Annotated in this window: 17 protein-coding genes and 4 tRNA genes; 3 read left to right on the plus strand and 18 right to left on the minus strand. The window is 60.7% G+C overall.

All coding sequences use genetic code 11. The features are described 5' to 3' along the window. Window positions 1-131: 131 nt before the first annotated feature. The 7 genes from BLU46_RS05210 to leuC form a co-directional block, all read right to left on the minus strand. A complete protein-coding gene (locus BLU46_RS05210; RefSeq protein ID WP_093199360.1) occupies window positions 132-2,690 on the minus strand; it encodes a FimV/HubP family polar landmark protein in 2,559 nt (852 codons plus the stop codon). Window positions 2,691-2,850: 160 nt separating this feature from the next. Further along, window positions 2,851-3,861 carry an aspartate-semialdehyde dehydrogenase gene (locus BLU46_RS05215; RefSeq protein ID WP_093199364.1) on the minus strand — a complete coding sequence of 337 codons (1,011 nt, stop codon included), beginning with the start codon at window positions 3,859-3,861 and terminating at the stop codon, window positions 2,851-2,853. A 247-nt stretch (window positions 3,862-4,108) separates the two neighbouring features. Then, on the minus strand, window positions 4,109-5,221 hold the full coding sequence (gene asd, locus BLU46_RS05220; protein ID WP_010175747.1) for an aspartate-semialdehyde dehydrogenase: 1,113 nt from the start codon (window positions 5,219-5,221) through the stop codon (window positions 4,109-4,111). A 64-nt stretch (window positions 5,222-5,285) separates the two neighbouring features. Continuing rightward, on the minus strand, window positions 5,286-6,368 hold the full coding sequence (gene leuB, locus BLU46_RS05225) for a 3-isopropylmalate dehydrogenase (RefSeq protein WP_093199370.1): 1,083 nt from the start codon (window positions 6,366-6,368) through the stop codon (window positions 5,286-5,288). Between the two features lie 53 nt (window positions 6,369-6,421). Next, window positions 6,422-7,186 (minus strand): class I SAM-dependent methyltransferase, encoded by a 765-nt coding sequence (locus tag BLU46_RS05230; RefSeq protein WP_093199374.1) that lies wholly within the window; start codon window positions 7,184-7,186, stop codon window positions 6,422-6,424. A gap of 146 nt (window positions 7,187-7,332) precedes the next feature. Continuing rightward, the gene (leuD, locus tag BLU46_RS05235; RefSeq protein ID WP_017478797.1) at window positions 7,333-7,977 is read right to left on the minus strand and encodes a 3-isopropylmalate dehydratase small subunit; all 645 of its coding nucleotides are present in this window, start codon (window positions 7,975-7,977) and stop codon (window positions 7,333-7,335) included. A 10-nt stretch (window positions 7,978-7,987) separates the two neighbouring features. Beyond that, window positions 7,988-9,406 carry a 3-isopropylmalate dehydratase large subunit gene (gene leuC / locus BLU46_RS05240; protein WP_063031730.1) on the minus strand — a complete coding sequence of 473 codons (1,419 nt, stop codon included), beginning with the start codon at window positions 9,404-9,406 and terminating at the stop codon, window positions 7,988-7,990. Between the two features lie 145 nt (window positions 9,407-9,551). On the opposite strand from leuC, the gene BLU46_RS05245 reads away from it, so the two are divergent. Together BLU46_RS05245 and BLU46_RS05250 are read left to right on the plus strand one after the other, a co-directional pair. Beyond that, window positions 9,552-10,442, plus strand: a complete 891-nt coding sequence (locus tag BLU46_RS05245) for a LysR family transcriptional regulator (protein WP_017478796.1) — start codon at window positions 9,552-9,554, stop codon at window positions 10,440-10,442. A 63-nt stretch (window positions 10,443-10,505) separates the two neighbouring features. Next, window positions 10,506-13,814, plus strand: coding sequence for a bifunctional diguanylate cyclase/phosphodiesterase (locus tag BLU46_RS05250; RefSeq protein ID WP_093199381.1), 3,309 nt, complete (start codon window positions 10,506-10,508; stop codon window positions 13,812-13,814). On the opposite strand, the gene BLU46_RS05255 is transcribed toward BLU46_RS05250, so the two are convergent. From BLU46_RS05255 to BLU46_RS05265, 3 genes are all read right to left on the minus strand, one after another. Beyond that, window positions 13,800-15,692 (minus strand): hypothetical protein, encoded by a 1,893-nt coding sequence (locus BLU46_RS05255; protein WP_093199386.1) that lies wholly within the window; start codon window positions 15,690-15,692, stop codon window positions 13,800-13,802. The two genes, BLU46_RS05250 and BLU46_RS05255, sit on opposite strands and share 15 nt — an antisense overlap. 53 nt (window positions 15,693-15,745) lie before the next feature. Next, window positions 15,746-16,693 carry a hypothetical protein gene (locus BLU46_RS05260; RefSeq protein WP_063031736.1) on the minus strand — a complete coding sequence of 316 codons (948 nt, stop codon included), beginning with the start codon at window positions 16,691-16,693 and terminating at the stop codon, window positions 15,746-15,748. Between the two features lie 81 nt (window positions 16,694-16,774). After that, complete coding sequence (locus BLU46_RS05265; protein WP_231988870.1) at window positions 16,775-17,656, minus strand: adhesin; 882 nt, start codon at window positions 17,654-17,656, stop codon at window positions 16,775-16,777. Between the two features lie 416 nt (window positions 17,657-18,072). On the opposite strand from BLU46_RS05265, the gene BLU46_RS32780 reads away from it, so the two are divergent. Then, entirely contained in the window at window positions 18,073-18,240 is a 168-nt protein-coding gene (locus BLU46_RS32780; protein WP_157721269.1) for a hypothetical protein, read from the plus strand. A gap of 213 nt (window positions 18,241-18,453) precedes the next feature. On the opposite strand, the gene BLU46_RS05270 is transcribed toward BLU46_RS32780, so the two are convergent. From BLU46_RS05270 to BLU46_RS05305, 8 genes are all read right to left on the minus strand, one after another. Beyond that, complete coding sequence (locus BLU46_RS05270; protein WP_093199396.1) at window positions 18,454-19,419, minus strand: tRNA dihydrouridine synthase; 966 nt, start codon at window positions 19,417-19,419, stop codon at window positions 18,454-18,456. A gap of 40 nt (window positions 19,420-19,459) precedes the next feature. Beyond that, window positions 19,460-19,909, minus strand: a complete 450-nt coding sequence (locus BLU46_RS05275; RefSeq protein WP_093199400.1) for an acyl-CoA thioesterase — start codon at window positions 19,907-19,909, stop codon at window positions 19,460-19,462. Between the two features lie 50 nt (window positions 19,910-19,959). Next, window positions 19,960-20,793 carry an alpha/beta hydrolase gene (locus tag BLU46_RS05280; RefSeq protein ID WP_093199405.1) on the minus strand — a complete coding sequence of 278 codons (834 nt, stop codon included), beginning with the start codon at window positions 20,791-20,793 and terminating at the stop codon, window positions 19,960-19,962. Window positions 20,794-20,821: 28 nt separating this feature from the next. Then, window positions 20,822-21,361 carry a TetR/AcrR family transcriptional regulator gene (locus tag BLU46_RS05285; protein WP_093199409.1) on the minus strand — a complete coding sequence of 180 codons (540 nt, stop codon included), beginning with the start codon at window positions 21,359-21,361 and terminating at the stop codon, window positions 20,822-20,824. Between the two features lie 183 nt (window positions 21,362-21,544). Next, window positions 21,545-21,620: transfer RNA gene (locus tag BLU46_RS05290), tRNA-Glu, on the minus strand. Between the two features lie 80 nt (window positions 21,621-21,700). Continuing rightward, window positions 21,701-21,776: transfer RNA gene (locus BLU46_RS05295), tRNA-Ala, on the minus strand. A gap of 50 nt (window positions 21,777-21,826) precedes the next feature. Continuing rightward, window positions 21,827-21,902, minus strand: a tRNA-Glu gene (locus BLU46_RS05300). A gap of 79 nt (window positions 21,903-21,981) precedes the next feature. Continuing rightward, window positions 21,982-22,057, minus strand: a tRNA-Ala gene (locus tag BLU46_RS05305). Window positions 22,058-22,082 lie beyond the last annotated feature (25 nt).

Genomic DNA, 22,082 nt, shown 5'->3' on the forward strand with positions numbered 1-22,082 from the left:
GCCAAGAACTGAGAGCCTGATGAGTTGCGCAAAGGCGGCCATTATAAGGCCGCGCGCCGGGGACGCCATGGGTTTGGTGCCTGGATGGCAAAACGGCAGCCCGAAGGCTGCCGTTGTATTTACCACGTATCTCAAGCCAGCCGGCTGAGCATTTCCTTGGCTTCGCCTTTCTGACCGTCGTCGCCTTCCTTGAGCACTTCGCCAAGGATGTCCCGCGCACCGTCGGCATCGCCCATGTCGATGTAGGCCTGGGCCAGGTCAAGCTTGGTTGCCACTTCATCGGTACCGGACAGGAAGTCGAATTCCGGCTCATCGCCCCCCAATGCCGCGTCTTCTTCGGTGAAGGACGGCTCGATCGGCGGATGCTCCAGGCTTTGCGACAGGCGATCCAGCTCGGCGTTGACGTCATCAAGCTTGGAGGCGAATGCATCTGGCTTGGCCACGGCAGGCGCCTCGGGCTCGTCGGCCAGGGACAGGTCGAAATCTTCCGGCAGGTCGAGGTCGTCCAGGTCAGCCGGCGTCAGGGTCGGCGGCTCTACTGGTGGCAGGTCCTTCATCTGGTCTTCGAGACCGGAGAGGAAGTCGTCGTCGGACTGGGTCGAGGATGGCGGATCAAGCTGCAGGTCCAGGTCGAAGTCCGAGAGGTCCTCCTCGCTGGCCTTGGCCTCGGTCTGCTGTTGCAGCACCGACTCAAAGCTCAGGTCGTCCGACTGCGGATTGACCACGGCCGGGGAAGCAGCTTCCAGATCGTCCAGGCTCAGGTCGAAGTCGGTGTCAAACGCGTCCGGCTCCGGCGCAGGTTCTGGTGCTGGCGGTGCAGGTTCGTCCTTGAGCAGGTCCTTGACGTATTGAGCGTCGAGGGCGGCGGCGGCAACGGCAGCGCTGACGCCGGCCGCGAGCACGGCCATGGCCGGGAAGCGGCTTTTCAGCTGTTCAACCTGGGCGTGATTCTCGCCATTGGCGACCAGTTGACGCTCCTGAGTGACAAACCCGTCCTTGTTGCCCTGCAAACCGTGGACTTCCATCAGCTTGAGGCGCAGGTCGCTGCGGGCAGGCTCTTGCTTGATTGCATCTTCCAGCACTTCAGCGGCCTGGTTCAGGTGGCCACGGTCGATGTGCGACTGGGCTTGCGCCAGGGCGTCGGCCGGGCGCTCCGCAGCAACAGGGGCGACGACCGGCGCGATCACCGGAGCAACCACTGCCGCCGGGGCCGGAGCTGGAGCTGGAGCCAGCTTGACGTTCGGCGGCGGTACATCAAGGCCTTCGAAACTGTCGGATGGCAGATCGTGATCAATGTTCGGCGCAAATTCCGGCTCTTCAGCCAGGGCCCGCGCCATGCGCAGGTGCTTCTCTTCTTCAAGGCGCGCGTTGCGATGACGCGCCCACAGCAGCAGAAGCAACAGCACCAGCAGGCCCGCCGCGCCACCGATCACGCCGAGCACGATCGGGTTGGTCAGCAGGTCGTTGAATTTGCCTTCGGTGCTGGCCGGCGCCGCGTCCGCCTTGACCGGCGTCTCGACCGGCGCAGCCACGGGGGTTGCTGCCGGGGTTGCCGCAGCCGGCGCCGCCGGTTGTGCAGCCACTTCAGCCGGCATCGCAGCCGTGGCAGCAGGCTGCGCCGCAGCGCCACCCGGGGTCTGCAACTTGGCCAACTGGTTGTTCTTGAGCTCGATCAGCCGCTGCAGCTTGTCCAGCTGACTTTGCAGGTCAGCCATGCGGTTTTTCAGTTCTTCATTCTCGCGACGGGTCGAATCCAGGCTTTCCTGGGTCACCGCCAGCTTGTTGTTCAAGGCCCGGCTGTCGCCAGCACCACCCTTTACGCCTTTCTTGGCCGCTTCGGCCGAGACCAGGCTCAAGTTGTCCTTGGTGTTGGTCTGCGCAGGCGCGTTACCGGCCTGGGTACGCTTGGTGGCGTCGAGTTGCGCCTTGCCGGCGGGCTGATTACCGCCGCGACGCCCCTCGCGCCACGCCGCGTTTTGCGCAGTCACTTCAGCAATCGCCTGGGGCTGCGGCAGGCTGGTGCTTTGCCCCGAATCCGGCAGGCGCAGGACGTGGCCGGTTTTCATGCGGTTGATGTTGCCGTCGACAAAGGCATCAGGGTTCAGTGCCTGAATGGCCAGCATGGTTTGCTGCACCGAGGCACCATTACGGTTCTTCGCGGCGATTTCCCACAAGGTGTCATGGGAAGTTGTGGTGTGTTCCTTGGGCTTGCTGATAGCCGGAGCCGTCGCAGGCGCGCTCAAACGTGGCGCGGGCGCGGGTGCACTGGCAGCCGGGGTCGACTGGTCGAACTTGGCCGGGTCCAGCAATACGCTGTAGTCGCGCATCAGGCGGCCGTTGGGCCATTGCACCTGCAGCAGGAAACGCACATAGGAATCAGGCAACGGCTGGCTGGAGGTGACACGCACCACACTGCGGCCGTTCGGGTTGACCACCGGGGTAAACGTAAGGTCATTCAGGAACGCCTGGCGATCAACGCCCGCATCCACAAAGGCCTGGGACGAAGCGAGGCTGGGGGTGATCTCGGAGGCGGTCAGGCCACCGACGTCGAGCAATTCGATCTCCACCGACAGCGGCTGGTTCAGCTTCGACTTGAGGGTCATCTCCCCAAGCTGCAGTGCTTGCGCCATACCGGAGGACAGCGCCGAGGCGGCCGCTATTGCTAACACCAGTTTGCGAACTTGAACCATAGCCTCATCCTTTTTGAACACTCCCCGGCCTGCGAGAAGGGTGGTAACCGCTGCCATAAGGCATGGCGAGCCGATAGGTCACCGACGCGCAATCTTTCCAGCTTGGGGCCAAGCATAGCGCTTGGCTAGAATCAATCTACAAATTGCCGCCAAGTATCTTTTACACAAGGCCTTTTATCAACAACTGCGCCAGTTGTACGGCGTTCAGTGCGGCACCTTTGCGTACGTTATCTGACGTCAGCCACATATTTAGTTCCGCCGGATCATCAACACCGGCGCGCACCCGGCCAACGTAGACCACGTCTTGACCGACCGCATCGCCAACCGCCGTAGGGTAATCGCCCTCTTCTACCAGTTCGACACCCGGCGCCGAGTCCAGGGCAAGGTTGACGGCGGCAAGATCGACCGCTGCCCCCAATTGCAGTGACACAGTCAGGCTATCGCCAAAAAACACCGGGGCTTGAACGCAGGTTGCGGAAATCTTTAGCAACGGCATTTCCAGCACGGCGCGCAATTCGTGCACCAGGCGCTTTTCCAGGGCAGTGTGGCCTTGGGCGTCAGGCTTGCCGACCTGGGCCAGCAGGTTGAAGGCCATCTGCCGGTCGAAGAATTTTGGCTCCAACGGGCGCACGTTCAGCAACTCGGCGGTCTGCCGGGCAAGTTCGCTGACCGCTTCACGGCCTTGGGCGGAAACGGCGAGATTGGCCGTGACGCTGACGCGCTGGATATCCAGCACGCCGCGCAGTGGCGCCAGCACCACGGCCAGGGCGGTGGCCGACGGGCTTGGGCTGCTGACCTGGTACGGTTTTGTCAGGCCATCCAGGACGCGGGCATTGGCTTCCGGCACCACTTGCGGCGCCTGATCGGCCGGCAAGGCGCCAGACAGGTCGATCAGCGTGCAGCCGGCGGCGGTGGCGCGTGGAGCGAAACTCAAGGTGACCGCAGGGCCGGCGGCGAAGAACACCAGCTGGACTTTGCTGAAATCAAACTCATCGACTTCCCGTACCCGCACGTTCTTGCCCCGAAACGGTACCGAATGCCCGGCCGACTCGCTACTGGCCAACAGGTGCAGGTTGCCTACCGGGAAGTCCTGCTCTTCGAGGATCTGCACCAGGGTTTCGCCAACGGTGCCGGTAGCGCCGATCACGGCAATATCAAAGGTCTGGGTCATGGGGGCTGCCTCGGGCATTGCGGGGGGAGCGGCACTTTACCGGGTGGTTGGGGGTGAGGCAATTGGCTGGGGCTTGTGGTGTGGCTGATGGCCCCATCGCGGGCAAGCCCGGCTCCCACATTCGACCGAGTTGTTCAGGCAAACACCGTTCAATGTGGGAGCCGGGCTTGCCCGCGATGAGGCCCTGAAGAGCAATAAAAAACCCGCGCCTGTCACCAGAACGCGGGCTTCTTATTACAAGCAGCGATTACCGCTCCAGCAAGATCCGCAGCATGCGACGCAACGGCTCAGCCGCGCCCCACAGCAATTGGTCGCCGACGGTGAACGCGCCCAGGTACTGCGTCCCCATGTTCAGCTTGCGCAGACGGCCAACCGGCACATTCAGGGTACCGGTCACCTTGTTCGGGCTCAGTTCCTGGATGCTGATATCGCGGTTGTTCGGCACCAGCTTGACCCAAGGGTTGTGCTGGCTGATCAGCCCTTCGATATCGGCGATCGGCACGTCTTTGTTCAGCTTGATGGTCAGCGCCTGGCTGTGGCAACGCATGGCGCCGATGCGCACGCAGATGCCGTCCACCGGGATCGGGCTCTTGAAGCGACCAAGGATCTTGTTGGTCTCGGCCTGGGCCTTCCACTCTTCACGGCTCTGGCCGTTAGGCAGTTCCTTGTCGATCCACGGGATCAGGCTACCGGCCAGTGGCACACCGAAGTTCTCGGTCGGGTAGGCCTCGCTGCGCATGGCTTCGGCCACACGGCGGTCAATGTCGAGGATCGCGCTGGCCGGGTCAGCCAGTTGATCGGCCACCGCCGCGTGGGTCGCGCCCATTTGCTTGATCAGTTCACGCATGTTCTGCGCGCCGGCACCGGAGGCCGCCTGATAGGTCATGGCGCTCATCCACTCCACCAGGCCGGCTTCGAACAAGCCGCCCAGGCCCATCAGCATCAGGCTGACGGTGCAGTTGCCGCCGATGTAGTTCTTGGTGCCTGCGTCCAGTTGCTGGTCGATCACCTTGCGGTTGACCGGGTCCAGGACGATGACCGCGTCATCCTGCATGCGCAGGCTGGAGGCGGCGTCGATCCAGTAACCCTGCCAGCCGGCTTCGCGCAGCTTGGGGAAGACTTCGCTGGTGTAGTCGCCGCCCTGGCAGGTCAGAATGACGTCGAGGGTCTTCAGTTCTTCAATGTTATAGGCGTCCTTGAGCGGAGCAATGTCCTTGCCCACGGACGGCCCTTGACCACCTACATTGGAGGTAGTGAAAAACACCGGCTCAATAAGATCAAAATCCTGCTCTTCCAGCATCCGCTGCATGAGCACGGAACCGACCATACCGCGCCAACCGATCAGACCTACACGTTTCATCGCAACTACACCTTGTTCAAAAGTGGGCCGCCTTGCAGCAACATCTGCAAGCGGGCCCGAGAGATTACAGATTCCGCAGCGCGGCGACTACTGCGTCGCCCATTTCTTGCGTACCGACCTTGGTGCAACCCTGGGACCAGATGTCGCCGGTGCGCAGGCCTTGGTCCAGCACCAGGCTCACAGCCTTTTCGATGGCATCCGCCGCGTCGGTCAGGTTGAAGCTGTAACGCAGCATCATCGACACCGACAAAATGGTCGCCAACGGGTTGGCAATGCCCTGCCCGGCGATGTCCGGCGCAGAACCGTGGCACGGCTCGTACATGCCCTTGTTGTTGGCATCCAGGGACGCCGACGGCAGCATGCCGATGGAACCGGTGAGCATCGAGGCCTGGTCGGACAGGATGTCGCCAAACAGGTTGTCGGTGACGATCACGTCGAATTGCTTGGGTGCACGCACCAGTTGCATGGCGGCGTTGTCGACGTACATGTGGCTCAGCTCGACGTCCGGGTAGTCCTTGGCGACTTCCTCGACGATTTCACGCCACAGCTGGCTGGACGCCAATACGTTGGCCTTGTCCACCGAGCAGACCTTCTTGCCACGCACGCGGGCCATGTCGAAACCGACACGGGCGATACGGCGGATTTCACTCTCGCTGTACGGCAGGGTGTCGTAGGCCTGACGCTCGCCATTCTCCAACTCGCGCACGCCCCGTGGCGAGCCGAAGTAGATACCGCCGGTCAGTTCGCGGACGATCAGGATGTCCAGCCCCGCGACGATTTCCGGCTTCAGGCTGGAAGCGTCCGCCAGTTGCGGGTAAAGGATCGCCGGGCGCAGGTTGCCGAACAGGCCCAGTTGCGCACGGATCTTCAGCAGGCCGCGCTCAGGGCGGATGTCACGTTCGATCTTGTCCCATTTCGGGCCACCCACGGCGCCCAGCAGCACGGCGTCAGCTGCGCGGGCACGGTCCAGGGTCTCGTCGGCCAGGGGCACGCCGTGTTTGTCGATGGCCGCGCCGCCGATCACGTCGTGGCTCAATTCGAAGCCCAGGCTGTACTTGCCGTTTGCCACTTCCAGGACTTTGACCGCTTCGGCCATGATTTCCGGACCAATGCCGTCGCCAGGGAGAATCAGAATCTGCTTGCTCATGCGTTCCTCATTTCATCAAGCGACCCGCCCAGGGGCAGGTCGGGAAAAATTAATCAGCGTTCGGCCCACACCACCAGCACGTCGGTGCTGAAGGTGCCGTCGGCTTGAATCTCGAAATAATCGCGCACTTCCTGGCCCATCGCCTTTTGCAACTCCAGGATCGCGGCACGCAATACCTCTGGGGTACGCATGCGCTCCACCCACGAGGTGTATTCCAGGCGCAGGCGCTGGCGGCTGCTGTTGCGTACATGCAAACCGGCTTCGCTGAGCTGGCGCATCCACTCGCCGGCGGAATAGTCGCGCACGTGGCTGGTGTCGCGCAGCACTTCGACGGTTTGCAGGTAAGTGTCCAACAGCGGGCTGCCCGGTGACAAGACGTCCACAAACGCGGCCACACCGCCCGGCTTGAGCACCCGACGCACTTCACGCAGGGCCAGGCCGAGGTCGCTCCAGTGGTGGGCCGAGTAGCGGCTGAACACGAAGTCGAACTCGCCATCGGCAAACGGCAGGCGCTCGGCGGCGCCGTGCACGGTGCGGATGTTACCCAGGCCACGGTCCACGGCAGCGGCGGCGACCACGTCGAGCATCTGCTGGGACAGGTCGTAGGCCACCACTTCTTTAACCAACGGTGCAACGTTGAAACTCACATGACCGGCGCCGCAACCCAGGTCCAGCAGTCGCGCAGCGCCCTGCCCGGCCAGTTCGGCCTGGAGCAGCGCGAATTCGCTGCCTTGAGCGTGAACTGCGCTGCTCAGGTAGGCCGAGGCCTGCTCGCCGAATTGTTTTTGCACGACTTGGGTGTGGGCGGTGCTGGTCATGATGGTGTCCTGGTTTTTGTGTTGCTGCTGCTGGCCCTTTCGCGAGCAAGCCCGCTCCCCACATTCGACCGAGTTTCTTCAGTTGAAATGCAATCAAATGTGGGAGCGGGCTTGCTCGCGAAGGGGCCAGTCCGGTCTACATAGAATCAAGCGTCGCGAAACAACCAAGGCTGACTCGCCCGGTGCTTGGCTTCAAACGCTGCAATCGCATCACCGTCCTGCAAGGTCAGGCCGATGTCGTCCAGGCCATTGATCAGGCAGTGTTTGCGGAAGGCGTCCACTTCAAAGTGATACACCTTGCCGTCCGGACGGGTCACGGTCTGCGCCGCCAGGTCGATGGTCAGCTGGTAGCCCACATCGGCTTCCACTTGCTGGAACAACTCGTCCACTTCGGCATCGCTCAAGATGATCGGCAGCAAGCCGTTCTTGAAGCTGTTGTTGAAGAAGATGTCGGCGTAGCTCGGCGCGATGATGCTGCGAAAGCCATATTCTTCCAGGGCCCACGGCGCGTGTTCACGGCTGGAGCCGCAACCGAAGTTTTCCCGGGCCAGCAATACGCTGGCGCCTTGGTAACGTTCGGCGTTGAGCACGAACTCCTTGTTCAACGGGCGCTTGGAGTTGTCCTGGTAGGCATAGCCCACGTCCAGGTAGCGCCACTCGTCGAACAGGTTCGGGCCGAAGCCGGTGCGCTTGATCGACTTCAAGAACTGCTTGGGAATGATCTGGTCGGTGTCCACGTTGGCACGGTCCAACGGCGCGACTAAACCGGTGTGTTGGGTAAAAGCTTTCATCGGGTATTCCTCAGATCAATTCGCGAACGTCGATGAAACGACCGTTGACGGCAGCCGCAGCGGCCATGGCCGGGCTCACCAGGTGGGTACGGCCACCGGCGCCCTGACGCCCTTCGAAGTTACGGTTGGAGGTGGACGCGCAATGCTCGCCCGACTCCAAACGGTCCGGGTTCATTGCCAGGCACATGGAGCAGCCCGGCTCGCGCCATTCAAAACCGGCTTCGAGGAAGATCTTGTCGAGGCCTTCAGCTTCAGCCTGGGCTTTAACCAGACCCGAACCTGGCACCACGATCGCCTGCTTGATGGTCGAGGCGACTTTGCGGCCCTTGGCGATGACGGCCGCAGCGCGCAAGTCTTCGATCCGCGAGTTGGTGCAGGAGCCAATAAACACGCGATCCAGCTGGATGTCGGTGATCGCCTGGTTGGCTTTCAAACCCATGTACTTCAAGGCGCGCTCGATGGAGCCGCGTTTGACCAGGTCGGCTTCCTTGGCCGGGTCCGGCACGTTCTGATCAACGGCCAACACCATTTCCGGCGAAGTGCCCCAGCTGACTTGCGGCTTGATCTGGGCGGCGTCGAGGGTGACCACGGTGTCGAATACCGCGTCGGCGTCGGACACCAGGTCTTTCCAGGCTTCGACAGCCGCGTCCCAATCGGCGCCACTCGGTGCGAATGGACGACCCTTGACGTAGGCAATGGTCTTCTCGTCCGCCGCTACCATGCCCACGCGGGCACCGGCTTCGATGGACATGTTGCAGATAGTCATGCGGCCTTCGATGGACAGGTCGCGAATCGCGCTGCCGGCGAATTCGATGGCATGGCCGTTACCGCCGGCGGTGCCGATCTTGCCGATCACCGCGAGGACGATGTCTTTGGCAGTGACGCCGAAAGGCAGTTCACCTTCCACCGACACCAGCATGTTCTTCATTTTCTTGGCAACGAGGCACTGGGTGGCGAAAACGTGCTCCACCTCGGAAGTGCCGATGCCGTGAGCCAAGGCACCAAACGCACCGTGGGTGGAGGTGTGGGAGTCACCGCAGACCACGGTCATGCCGGGCAAGGTGGCGCCCTGCTCCGGGCCGATCACGTGAACGATGCCTTGACGCACGTCATTCATCTTGAATTCGGTGATGCCATATTCGTCGCAGTAATCATCGAGGGTCTGCACCTGGAGGCGCGACACGGTGTCGACGATGGCGTCGATCCCGCCTTTACGCTCCGGGGTAGTCGGCACGTTGTGGTCCGGGGTGGCGATGATCGAGTCGACGCGCCAAGGCTTGCGCCCGGCCAGTCGCAGGCCTTCGAACGCTTGAGGCGAGGTCACTTCATGGATGATGTGACGGTCGATGTAGATCAGCGACGACCCATCATCGCGCCGTTTCACTTCATGGGAATCCCAAAGCTTGTCGTAAAGCGTTTTGCCGGCCATCACGCGGTCCTCATCAGGTGTTTCTATGCCCCGGGCCTTGAACGATTCAATAACCCCTTGGCTTGTGAGGCTGATGGTATGGCGCTACATTAAATAACTCAAATTCATATTTTTTATGCTTTGGATTACCAACTGGAATAGCACAATGGACCTGGCCAACCTCAATGCCTTTATCGCCATCGCCGAGACCGGCAGCTTCTCCGGTGCCGGCGAACGCCTGCACCTCACCCAACCCGCCATCAGCAAGCGCATCGCCGGCCTGGAGCAGCAATTAAAGGTGCGCCTGTTCGACCGGCTGGGGCGCGAAGTCGGCCTCACCGAAGCCGGGCGCGCATTACTACCGCGGGCATATCAGATTCTCAACGTGCTGGACGACACCCGCCGCGCCCTGACCAACCTCACCGGCGAGGTCAGCGGGCGCCTCACTCTGGCCACCAGCCACCATATCGGCCTGCACCGCCTGCCGCCGGTACTGCGTACGTTTACCCGGGAATACCCGAACGTCGCCCTGGATATTCAGTTTCTCGATTCGGAAGTGGCCTACGAAGAAATCCTCCATGGCCGCGCCGAGGTGGCCGTGATCACCCTCGCGCCGGAGCCCCACACGCTGGTGCGGGCCACCCCGGTGTGGGACGACCCGCTGGATTTCGTGGTGGCACCGGAACACAGCCTGATCAGCAACGGCAGCGTCAACCTGGCGGACATCGCCCGGCACCCGGCGGTGTTTCCCGGGGGCAACACCTTTACCCACCACATCGTGCAGCGGCTGTTCGAGGCCCAGGGCCTGACGCCGAACATCGCCATGAGCACCAACTACCTGGAAACCATCAAGATGATGGTCTCCATCGGCCTGGCCTGGAGCGTGCTGCCACGCACGATGCTCGATGATCAGGTGGCACGCATCGCTTTGCCGGGCATACAGCTCAGTCGCCAGCTAGGCTATATCGTGCACACCGAAAGGACGCTGTCGAACGCTGCGCGGGCTTTCATGAGCCTATTGGATGCACAGGTCGATCTGCCAGGGAATCAGGCTTGAATCGCCGTGGCCCCTAGACCGTGAACCCGCGCCGAACGCCCATTGAGCCAAGGCCCTTTGATAATGCGCAACCCCGTCGATACCGTGCCACCCCTGCCCCGCATCTACGCCCTGGACCCACAGGAGGCGGAACAGAGCTGGGACAGCGCGCCGCAACTGCTGGCGGCCCTCAATGCTGCCCGGCTGGGCGCCTGGAGCTGGGAAATCGATACCGGCCGGATCAGCTGGTCCCGAGGCACCCAGGCCCTGTTCGGCTTCGACCCGCGCCAGCCGCTGCCTGAAGACCTGGAGTACCTGGACCTGCTGGCTCCCGAGGACCGCGCCAAGGTAGTCCGGGCCTTTCATGCGGTGCTGGCCGGCGAGCCCGCTGTCCAAGCCATGCACCACCGTATCCAATGGCCCGATGGCAGCCTGCACTGGCTGGAAATCAATGGCAACCTGCTACCGGACAAGGCCGGGCGTCGGCGAATGATCGGGGTAATCCGCGAGATCACCCACCAGCGCGAACGCGAACACGCCCTCAGCCACTCGGAAAAACGCTTCGCCACGCTGTTTCACCTGTGCCCGCTGATGGTTCTACTGACCCGCCAGACGGACGGCCTGATCAGCGAAGCCAACCAGTATTTCGAGAGCCTGTTCGGCTGGCCGCTGGCCGATGCCATTGGCCGCAGCACATTGGAGCTGGGCCTCTGGGTACACCCCGAACAACGCGCGCATCTGGTCAAGGCTACCCATCGCAAAGGCGCCCCCATCACCATGGAAGTGCAGTTTCGCGCCAGCAACGGGCAGATCCACGATGGCACCCTCAGCGCCCAGAAAGTCGAGCTGGACGGCGAGGACTACCTGATCAGCACCTTTCTCGACACCACTGAACGCAAAAATGCCGAACAAGCCCTCAAGGACAGCCAGGAACGTCTGGACCTGGCCCTCGACTCGGCACAACTGGGCACCTGGGACTGGCACATCCCCAGCGGCATGCTCTACGGCTCGGCGCGCGCCGCCCAGTTGCACGGGCTGGAACCCCAACCGTTTCACGAATCCTTCGAGGCGTTTTTTGAAGGCATGCCCACTGAAGAGCGCGAAAACATGCGCAACGCCTACCGCACCCTGCGCGAAGGCCCGGCGGGCAACTACCAACTGACCTATCGCGTGCAACTGGAAGACGGCAGCTCCCGCTACTTGGAAAGCCGCGCCCGCCTGTATCGTGATGACCTGGGCGTGCCCCTGCGCATGGCCGGCACGCTGCTCGACATCACCGACCAGGTCGAGCGCGAACTACGCCTGACTGCGTCGGAAGAAAAGTTCGCCAGCCTGTTTCTCGCCAGCCCCGACCCGATTTGCGTGACACGCCTGGAAACCGGCCAGTTTATCGAGATCAACCCGGCCTTCACCCAGACCTTCGGCTGGACCGCCGCCGAAGTGCTCAACAACAACGCCGAACAGATCGGCCTGTGGGATGAGCCCAGCAAGCGCCTGCAACGCATCGAGCAGGTGATTCGCGAACAGTCCCTGAGCAACGTGGCCATCACCGTTCATCACAAGAACGGCCAGATCCTTAACTGCATGATCTCCAGCCGCCTGATCCAGGTCAGCGATCAACCCTGCATCGTCACCACCTTGCGGGACATCACCCAGCAGCAACGCTCGGAAGCGGCGCTCAAGGCCAGTGAAGAGAAGTTCGCCAAGGCCTTTCACTCCAGCCCCGACGCGGTGTCGATCACCGAGCGAGATACCGGGCGCTATGTCGAGGTCAACGACGGCTTCTGCCGCTTGACCGGCTACCGCGCCGAAGAGGCGATCGGCCTGACGCTGTATCAGATCGGCATCTGGGCCGATGAAAACCAGCGCGCAGCTTTATTGGCCGAGCTGCAGATCAAGGGCCGCATTCATCACCTGGAAATGCTCTGGCACAACAAGCGCGGTGAAGTGCTGGCGGTTGAAGTGTCGGTGGAACCCATCACCCTCAATGAAACCCCGTGCCTGCTGCTGACCGCCCGGGACGTGAGCCTGCTGAAAAACGCCCAGGCGCAGATTCGCCACCTGGCCTATCACGACCCGCTGACCAACCTGCCCAACCGCGCCCTGCTGATGGACCGCCTGAGCCAGCAGATCGCCCTGCTCAAGCGCCACAACCTGCGGGGCGCCCTGCTGTTCCTCGACCTGGACCACTTCAAGCACATCAACGATTCCCTCGGCCACCCGGTGGGCGACACCGTGCTGAAAATCGTCACCGCACGCCTCGAAGCCAGCGTGCGCATGGAAGACACCGTGGCGCGCCTGGGCGGCGATGAGTTTGTGGTGCTGCTCAGCGGGCTGGAGGGTTCGCGTCAGCAGGTCAGTGCCCAGGTTTCGGAGTTGGCCGATACCCTGCGCGAACTGTTGTCCGAACCGATGTTTCTGGATGGCCAGCGCCTGCAAGTCACGCCGAGCATCGGCGTGGCCCTGATCCCCGATCACGGCTCAACCCCGGCGGATTTGCTCAAGCGCGCCGATATTGCGCTGTACCGGGCCAAGGACTCGGGGCGCAACACGATCCAGATGTTCCACAACAGCATGCAGAAAACCGCCAGTGAGCGACTGCGCATGGAAACCGACCTGCGCCTGGCCCTGTCCCGCGGTGAATTCAGCGTGCATTACCAGCCGCAAGTGGATGCCCGGGGCAACCGGATCGTCGGCGCTGAAGCCCTGGTGCGCTGGCAGCACCCGCAGCTCGGGGCGCAATCACCGACTGAATTTATCAAGGTGCTGGAAGACAGCGGGTTGATCCTGGAAGTGGGTACCTGGATCCTCGACGAAGCCTGCGGGACCTTCGCGCAATTGATCAGCGAGGGCCTGGTAGACCCGCTGAATTTCAGCCTGTGCGTCAACATCAGCCCCCGGCAGTTCCGCCAAAACGACTTTGTCGAGCGGGTGGAACGCAGCCTGCGTGAGCACCATCTGCCTTATACATTGCTGAAACTGGAAATCACCGAAGGCATCGTGATCCAGAATCTGGACGACACCATCAGCAAAATGCGCCGCCTGAAAAAGCTCGGCGTGAGTTTTGCGATGGATGATTTCGGCACCGGCTATTCCTCGTTGACCTACCTCAAGCGCCTGCCGGTGGATGCGCTGAAGATCGACCAGTCGTTCGTGCGCGACGCCACCCATGACCCCAACGATGCGGAAATCATCCGCGCCATTGTGGCCATGGCCCGCAGCTTGAATCTGGCGGTGATCGCCGAGGGCGTGGAGACCCCGGAGCAACTGGCGTTCCTGCAGGGGCTGGGGTGCCATTTGTACCAGGGATATCTGCATAGCCGACCGTTGCCGGTGGAGGGGTTCCGGCAGTTGCTGGTCCAGGCCGGGCCGCGGTCTCTAAACCAACTTTAGCGCGGTGCCATCTTCACGCATCCAGCCTGATGTCCGCAGTCGGGTTGGGGACCCGTAAGCATCTAACGCGCCATCAACCACGACCACGGAGTGCCGAAAGTTCGCCAGCGTCCCAATCACACCACCGGCCAACTCCTGCACGCTGCTCTGACGCGTAAAGGCGTACAACCCCAGACGCCGCAGCGCATCACCCGGGCTCTCGCCATCATTGAGCGTGCCCATAGCCGCCTCAAAACTCGCGGCGGCGCGAAACTCGTGATTCTCCATTTGCGCCCGCTTGGCACTGACGGCGTACAGGAAATTCGCGTCCTTGAGCAATCCGCTGTCAGCGCCCTTGAAATGTGAGCCTTCCCGGGCCTTTTTCAGCTCGTCATGGGTCAAGTGCACCGTACAGCCATCGCGCAGGGTCACAGTAAAACCGTCCCGTGTCGGGGTGATGCTTTTATAGATGCCTCGGGGATTTTGACCGTACTTCATCATCGCCGCCTTGATCGCGGACACCGTGACGCAATTCCCCTCGACCCCTTGATAGAATCCGCCCCAGATATCGGCAGGCTTGATACCCACCGGCACATCGGAGGTTGGCGAAACGACCGCGCTTGAATCAATCGGTAATCCGGCAGGTATCTCACCGGCGAGCATGTAGCCATACGACCTGGCGACAGGGGCTTTACTTCCAGCGCTGTGCTGTACGCCCTCCAGGACAAAGGCGCTCGAATAGCCAAAGGTATTGATCACCCCGGCAGCACCCCGCGCCTGCATCTTGTCGGCGGCAACCAAGCGCAAAAAGCCAATCATTCCAAGATCCTTCAAGACCCTGTAGGGCGTATCGCCTTTTAGCGCGCTTGATAAAGACCGTTCAAAGGAGTTGTCCGGGGCAGGATCAAAGCGCGTCAGTTGCCTGCGTTTTACATAGGCCGCCCACATGAAGTTGGCCTGGCTCACGGCCTCCCGGTCAGGCCCGGCGAACCGCGACGCTTGGCTCGCCTGTTTCAATTCCTGTTGGGAAAGGTGAAGCGCAAAACCATCCTTCATCGTGATCTCATAGCCACCGCCTACCGGGGTGACGCTCTCAAGCATGTCCGTGAGACTTTGGCCAAACCTCAGCATGATCATCTTGATCACCGCGGCATGGCTGCTGACGTCGAACGACTCGCCAAACCTGGGTTCAACCGCATTAAAACCATTCAGGATGCCCGCGGGTTTCTCGGCGTGGTGTCTCGTCTGCCCGGCGTTTTCCAGCACGTAGACGTAAGGCCGGTCGGGGCGGTATTGACGGTCAAACCGATGCGCGACCCCATTACGGATCAACGAGGCGCCAAAGTCATGAGCTTCCATAACGCCAACGGCGTCCTTGCCGATTAGCTGGTGCGAAGGGAGCCGCCGCATAAACCGCTTCATCCCCATGCCTTTGAGCAGATTAAAGGCAGTCTCGCCCTGGAGAGACGCCGACAAGGCCGCATCAAAGTGGCGGTTGATACTGCTGTCAGCGCTGCACAATTGTTTGCGTTTGACAAAGACCGCCAGCGCAAAATTCGCATTCTCCATCGCGCCTGAATCACTGCCGACAAATCTCGCCGCTGCTGTGGTGCGGCGTAACTCATGCCCGGAAAGATGCAACGTGTAGCCGTCTTTCAGAGTGACAACGTAACCGTCGCCGACGCGCCTGACCTCGCTAAACATATCCACGGGGCGTGGGCCGAACGTGACCATCATCATCTTGATGACCGCCGAATGGCTGCTGGTATCAAAGTGTTCAGCAAACCTTCCCTCGGTAGAACTGAAGGCACTGACACTGTCGGCGGGCCTTTCTTCAGCTTCCTGCTCACCAGGGAAAACGTTGAGGCCGATATTCACGTTCAAAACATTCAAGGTCATGCCCCTCTAAAAAACCACCACATGCCGGGCCTGCTGTTAGCCCAGGAAGAACGTCAGACCAATGCGATTGCATCCCCGAAACGCGGCGGTCCTCCTTTCCTGCCGTAGAACTCCTCACATCCATCGACCACGGCCACCGAATGAGCACTCCTGTTGACCATCCCTATCAACGACTTATCCTGAAAGGCGCTTACCGATACTTTCTTCATGTGGCTGCGTAAGCCCAGTCGCAGGAAGCCTTCCCCTGCCACGCGCTCATCCTCACCATCGTTCAGGCTGTGTACGGCGGCATCAAAGCTCCTCGCAGCACGCCCATCGTTGTTTTCCATTTGTGCCCGTTTGGCACTGACAGCAAACAGAAAGTGCGCGTCCTTGAGCATGCCGGGATCACGCATCGGGACAAACTTTGAGCCCCTTATCGCAGTGGCCAATTCATGTTTTTTCAAGTCCAGCCTGAATCCGTCCCGCATCACGACGTGATAACCGTCACCTACGGCTTGAACAGACCTGAAAATATCGGTCGGGCTCTGCCCGAACTTCATCATCGCCGCCTTGATCGCCGAAATGGTCACGCAATTGCCGTCGGGGCCTTGGCGAAATCCATTCCATATATTGTCGGGCTTGGCGCCATTGCGCTTATCCGACAGATCAGGAAGCCGCTGTGGCGTTGGAGCAGGTAGTGGTGCGTCCGGCTTGGGCACCACAGTGGTTTGGGGCGCAGGCGTTACCCGAGTCGGAACGATGTTCGTCTGCTCCTTGCCTGTGAGCAGACTTTGCAACTGCGTAAAAAACTGGGTGAACAGTTCAAGGAGCTTCGCTAATACCGGGGCGTCGCTGACTGTATTACCAACGCTACCTTGACCTTTATTACCGAGTGATGAGGGGGGCTGCCTATCTACGCTTACTTGCTCAACCGGAACCGATCGCCGTGGTGTGCAGGTTTCCAGGTGTTGGTAATAGTTGCCGAGCTTTCCCGCATTGTTAATTTCTGAACACGACATATAACTATCCTTCTTCAAGGGCTCCCCGGCGTTTATTGACCGGGAAGCGCTTTATTGAAAAAACCAGAGGAAGTCGCTGACTTACCTGCTCATTCGGCGACCAGGATGGGAACGCCAGTCGTTGTCATAAACCCGGCGCCGGCCTGTGGTTTCCAGCAAGAAATCATCCTTGGCCGGGCCGGGTGCGGTAACGTCCGACGTCGGTGTATCTGGCGTCGGCAGGATTGGCGCGTCCGGGCTCGGTGGGACGAGGGCGCCTGGCGTCGGCGGGACCGGTGCGTCTGGATTCGGCGAGACCGGTGCGTCTGGATTCGGCGAGACCGGCGCGTCTGGCTTCGGCGAGACGAGTACCGTCGGTGCATTGGGCTTCGGCGGGACGGGGGCGCGTGGATTCGGTACATCCGGGTGAGGGCAATGGCAGTTCATCACTTGGACCGTGACGTTTACATCGGAATTGCTCCTGTTGTTCACTTGCACGTCTTTGGGCAACGCGGGTTCCCGCAAGCGGAATTCCGTCAATGTCTGGGGCTTTGGCGTTACGGTGAGCGTGGAATTCAGGACCGCTGGATTGTTTGCCGGCGTGTCTTTCTGCGTAGACACCTCAGGATTAGTCCCGGCCTTGTCCTTGAGTACCGTCTTCAGCACTTCCGGTTGAGTCCCGGCCTTGTCCTTGAGTACCGTCTTCAGTACTTCCGGTTGAGTCCCGGCCTTGTCCTTGAGTACCGTCTTCAGTACTTCCGGTTGAGTCCCGGCCTTGTCCTTGAGTGCCGTGTTCAGCACTTCCGGTTGAGTCCCGGCCTTGTCCTTGAGTGCCGTGTTCAGCACTTCCGGTTGAGTCCCGGCCTTGTCCTTGAGTGTCGTGTTCAGCACAGTGGCATGACTGCCAGCCTTATCCTTGACCTGGGCATCGCCCTCTCTCTCGGGTTTAGGCTGTGGACCTGCATCGGGTATCAACCTGGGCATCCCACCCTGACCGGACAGCATGTTCCGTATAGCCTTAAAGGCATACTCAAACATCTCGAACAACTTCTCGAGTGCATCTTTATTTAAGGTAACTGTTCCGTCCGACCCAACGGCGGGATTGTTTTTCAATAATGTACCGGCTGCAGGTGCCGGCTTTTCACCCGCACTCTTATCGACAGACCCTGGCAGCTCCGTACTCGGCTGATTGAAGTCATTATTCAAGCGAGAGAAGTTATTGACCGAAAAATGAGACATAAATAAATCCTTATTCAGTGATTGCCAAAACACCGTCAGCGGCCTGGAACAAACCGTCCGGGTTCTGGACTGGAAACAAACCCAAGTGCTGCACACTCGCTACTTTCGTGGGTGTTGCGGGCATCGGGTTCCGAAACTTAGCCTTCACATAAGGAAATCAAATGAAAATCGAGACGTTATCCTATGGACTTTCCGGAATACATCGTGCCTTACCGGTCTTCGCAGTGGGCAAAACAGATATATCAGGCAACAGTCAGGTATTAAGGCAAATTGCTGAAATCACTCACTCACACAAATCCATCAAGCCTGTGTTATTGCGCGCGCTTTAATATCCAAACTAATAAAAATTCAAAATACCGCCATCTAACACCGCAAGATCCTGTAGCAAACAAGAAGCCTGCTCACATATATAAAGCAACTAAAAAACCAAACTACAACCCAGCAGCGATCGTTCCTCTCACGGCTCAACGTTTTATTACAAGCAAAAAAAGGGCGCCCACCGCGCCCTCAATTACTGTATTGAAACGATTATATATATGAACTTAATTTTGCAACGCCACCGAATCAGGTACTCCCAACAATCGTCCTACCTGCTCCAGGTCGGTTTCCCGACGCATCTGCGTAAATAGTTCGACCGCCTCAGGATAGTTGCGGGTCAACATGGCCAGCCATTGCTTCAAGCGCCCCGGCGCCTGGCGCTCGGTCAATTGCTCGACGGATTGCCGCCAGAACTCGTGAAGCATTGGCTGCATCTGTGCCCAAGTCATCACTATCACCTCTTCCCCTGCTCGCGCGGCAGCAATCTGCCGGGCAAGGTCGGGGCGGGCCACCAGGCCGCGACCGAGCATGATGTCTTCGACGCCGCTGATTTCACGGCAACGTCGCCAGTCTTCAACGCTCCAGATATCACCGTTGGCGAACACCGGCACCTTCACCACCTCCTGTACGCGCGGGATCCACTCCCAATGCGCAGGGGGTTTGTAGCCGTCAACCTTGGTGCGTGCGTGTACGACGATATGCGCCGCGCCGCCTTCGGCCAGGGCCGTGGCGCACACCAGGGCACCATCCGGGCTGTCGAAGCCCAGGCGCATCTTGGCAGTCACCGGAATGTGCGCCGGCACCGCACGCCGTACGTGCTCGACGATCTGGTTGAGCAGTTCCGGCTCCTTGAGCAATACCGCACCGCCACGGGACTTGTTGACGGTCTTGGCCGGGCAACCGAAGTTCAGGTCCACCACCTGAGAGCCCAGCTCACACGCCAGGGCCGCGTTTTCCGCCAGGCACACCGGGTCTGAACCGAGTAACTGCACACGCAGAGGCACGCCGGCAGCGGTCTTGGCACCGTGCAGCAACTCAGGGGCGAGTTTGTGGAAATAAGCAGGCGTCAGCAGGCGGTCGTTGACCCGGATGAACTCGGTCACGCACCAATCAATACCGCCGACCCGGGTCAGCACGTCCCGCAGGATGTTGTCGACCAACCCCTCCATGGGCGCCAAAGCAATTTGCATGGAAAACACTCAACGAAAAACGTGGCGCAGTTTACGGGTTTCAGGCGCCGGAGGGTAACTCGCCTTGCAGCGCCGGGCCGTAACCTTCAATAAATTCCGACGGCATGCGCTTGGGCTTGCCGCTGGACAACTCGATGCAGACAAAGGTGGTTTGCGCCCGCAGCAACGTGGCGCCGTCACGGGGCCGTACCAGTTGGAAGCGCCGGGTCATTTTCAGGCGCTGGTCCCAGTCGACGATCCAGGTCGCCAATTGCAGCTCATCGCCTTCGTAGCCGGCGGCGAGGTAATCGATCTCATGGCGCACCACGGCCATGGCGCGGTCCAGTCGGCGGTACTCGGTAAGATCCAGCCCCAGGCGCTGGGAATGGCGCCATGCGCAGCGTTCCAGCCAGGACACATAGACCGCGTTGTTGGCGTGCCCCAGGCCGTCGATGTCTTCGGCACCGACCTGAAGATCGATGATAAACGGCGTTGCCAAATCCCAGCCCATGCAGTGCTCCCGGTCGATTAATGTCGGCGGCGAGCAGTGTAACCCATGGTTCAGGCGGTTTGGCGCTCCGGCACGTGGCGACCGGCGAGCAGCGCCAGGACGCCTTCGATCACGCGCGGATCTGCCAGCACCTTTTGGTGCCCGCCTTGCTCCAGGCGCAGCAGGCGGCTGTCGAACCAGGCGTCGTGGATCACCTGGCAGGCTTTGACCGAGACGAAGGTATCGTCTTCGGCATGTACGATCAGCCCCGGGATATTCATTTGATAGTGGGCGACGTCGAGGTGCTTGAGGGGCATGCCCATCGTCAGTTCCACCTCCTGGATAAACGCCGACCGCGCTCGCGCTGGCAGACCGACCATGCCGGCAAAGCCGCGCAATACGTCGAGAAACCGCGAGGGTGCCGCGATGCTGACCAAGGCCTCGGTGCGCAAGCCCAACTGCACCGCCAGCATCGCACTGGCGCCGCCCATGGAGTGACCGACGACCGCATGCAGCGGTGGCAGCTCGGCCGCGGCTTCCAACATAGCGCGGGCAAACAGCAGCACATGGGCTTCGCGCCCCGGCGAACGCCCGTGGGCCGGACCATCCAGCGCAACCACCGAATAGCCCGCCTCCACCAGTGCCGTGATCAGGCTGGCGAACTGCGTCGGACGCCCTTCCCAGCCATGCATCAACAACACTGCAGGGCCTTGGCCCCACTTCAGCGCCGACAGGCCGAAACGCAAAGTGATGCGCTCGGATTGCGCCAGCAGCGGCAGCTCCCAGTCACGGGGTGGCAGATCACGAGGCGTCATGAACACTCGACGCATCTTGCTGGCAACGGTGTGCGGCGCCAGCCGGCCCAAGGTGCCATTGACGCCACGAATCCATTTCAACGTGCCCATCGCTCATTCCTCAGGCCAGAAGCCGTTCTTAACGCACTGCGGACTTGGCCGCACGCAACACACGGTCCGACAACTCACCCGGGCCCAAGGCGCGAGCCAGCGACAAGCCGCCGATCATCAACGCCATGTCGGCCAGGGCCTTGTCGGTGTCTTCCGGGCTGGCGGCCAGCTGTGCGGCCATCAGCTCGCAGTGTTCGTTCAAGGCCTGGCGAAATTCGTCCGGCAGGCGGCTCATCTCGCCCACGGTGGCCGGGATCGGGCACGCCTGGTCGGTAGAGTCACGGTGCTTGCGCGACAGGTAGAACGCTGCCACCAGGGCGCGGCGCTCTTCACCGGTCAAGGTCGAGTCCATGTCATCGATGGACGCGCGACGCCGGGCCAACAACGCGGTGAAGGCCTCCAGCATCAGCGCATCCTTGCTTTCAAAGTGCGCGTAAAAACCACCGACGGTGAGCCCCGCCGCGCCCATCACTTCGCCCACACTCGGCTCGGCCGGGCCACGCTGCACCAGGGCAGCGCTGGCAGCTTGCAGAATACGTTCGCGGGTTTGCGCTTTTTTATCGTTCATCGTTGCCTCCGAATCTCATGCTTCGAATATTATTACCATAATAATATTTCGCAAGCCACCGGCATGACCATTGGTCAGAAGAACATTCAAGGAAGAGGAAGGAAGATTGGCCAAACGCCAGACAAACAAAAGGGCCATTCAATAATTGAATGACCCTTAAAAATCCCGCAGAGCGGGTAATCGTGGCGTCCCCTAGGGGACTCGAACCCCTGTTACCGCCGTGAAAGGGCGGTGTCCTAGGCCACTAGACGAAGGGGACACAAACCTTCTGTACAACTGATCAGCGCTGAGTACTGATCGAATTCAAGGACGGTGTGGCCAGACCTCGAACCTGTAAATTGGTGGAGCTAAACGGGATCGAACCGTTGACCTCTTGCATGCCATGCAAGCGCTCTCCCAGCTGAGCTATAGCCCCGGATTTTTCGCCTCGCGGCGCAGCAGACCTTTCGAACTGCTTGTTGAAACTGGCGTCCCCTAGGGGACTCGAACCCCTGTTACCGCCGTGAAAGGGCGGTGTCCTAGGCCACTAGACGAAGGGGACACAAACCTTCTATACAACATGATCAGGCTGAGTCTGATCGAATTCAAGGACGGTGTGGCCAGACCTTGAACCTGTAAATTGGTGGAGCTAAACGGGATCGAACCGTTGACCTCTTGCATGCCATGCAAGCGCTCTCCCAGCTGAGCTATAGCCCCTCGTCGGTGAGGACGGGGCGAATCT

It is taken from the genome of Pseudomonas yamanorum, from assembly GCF_900105735.1.
Taxonomy (GTDB): domain Bacteria; phylum Pseudomonadota; class Gammaproteobacteria; order Pseudomonadales; family Pseudomonadaceae; genus Aquipseudomonas; species Aquipseudomonas yamanorum.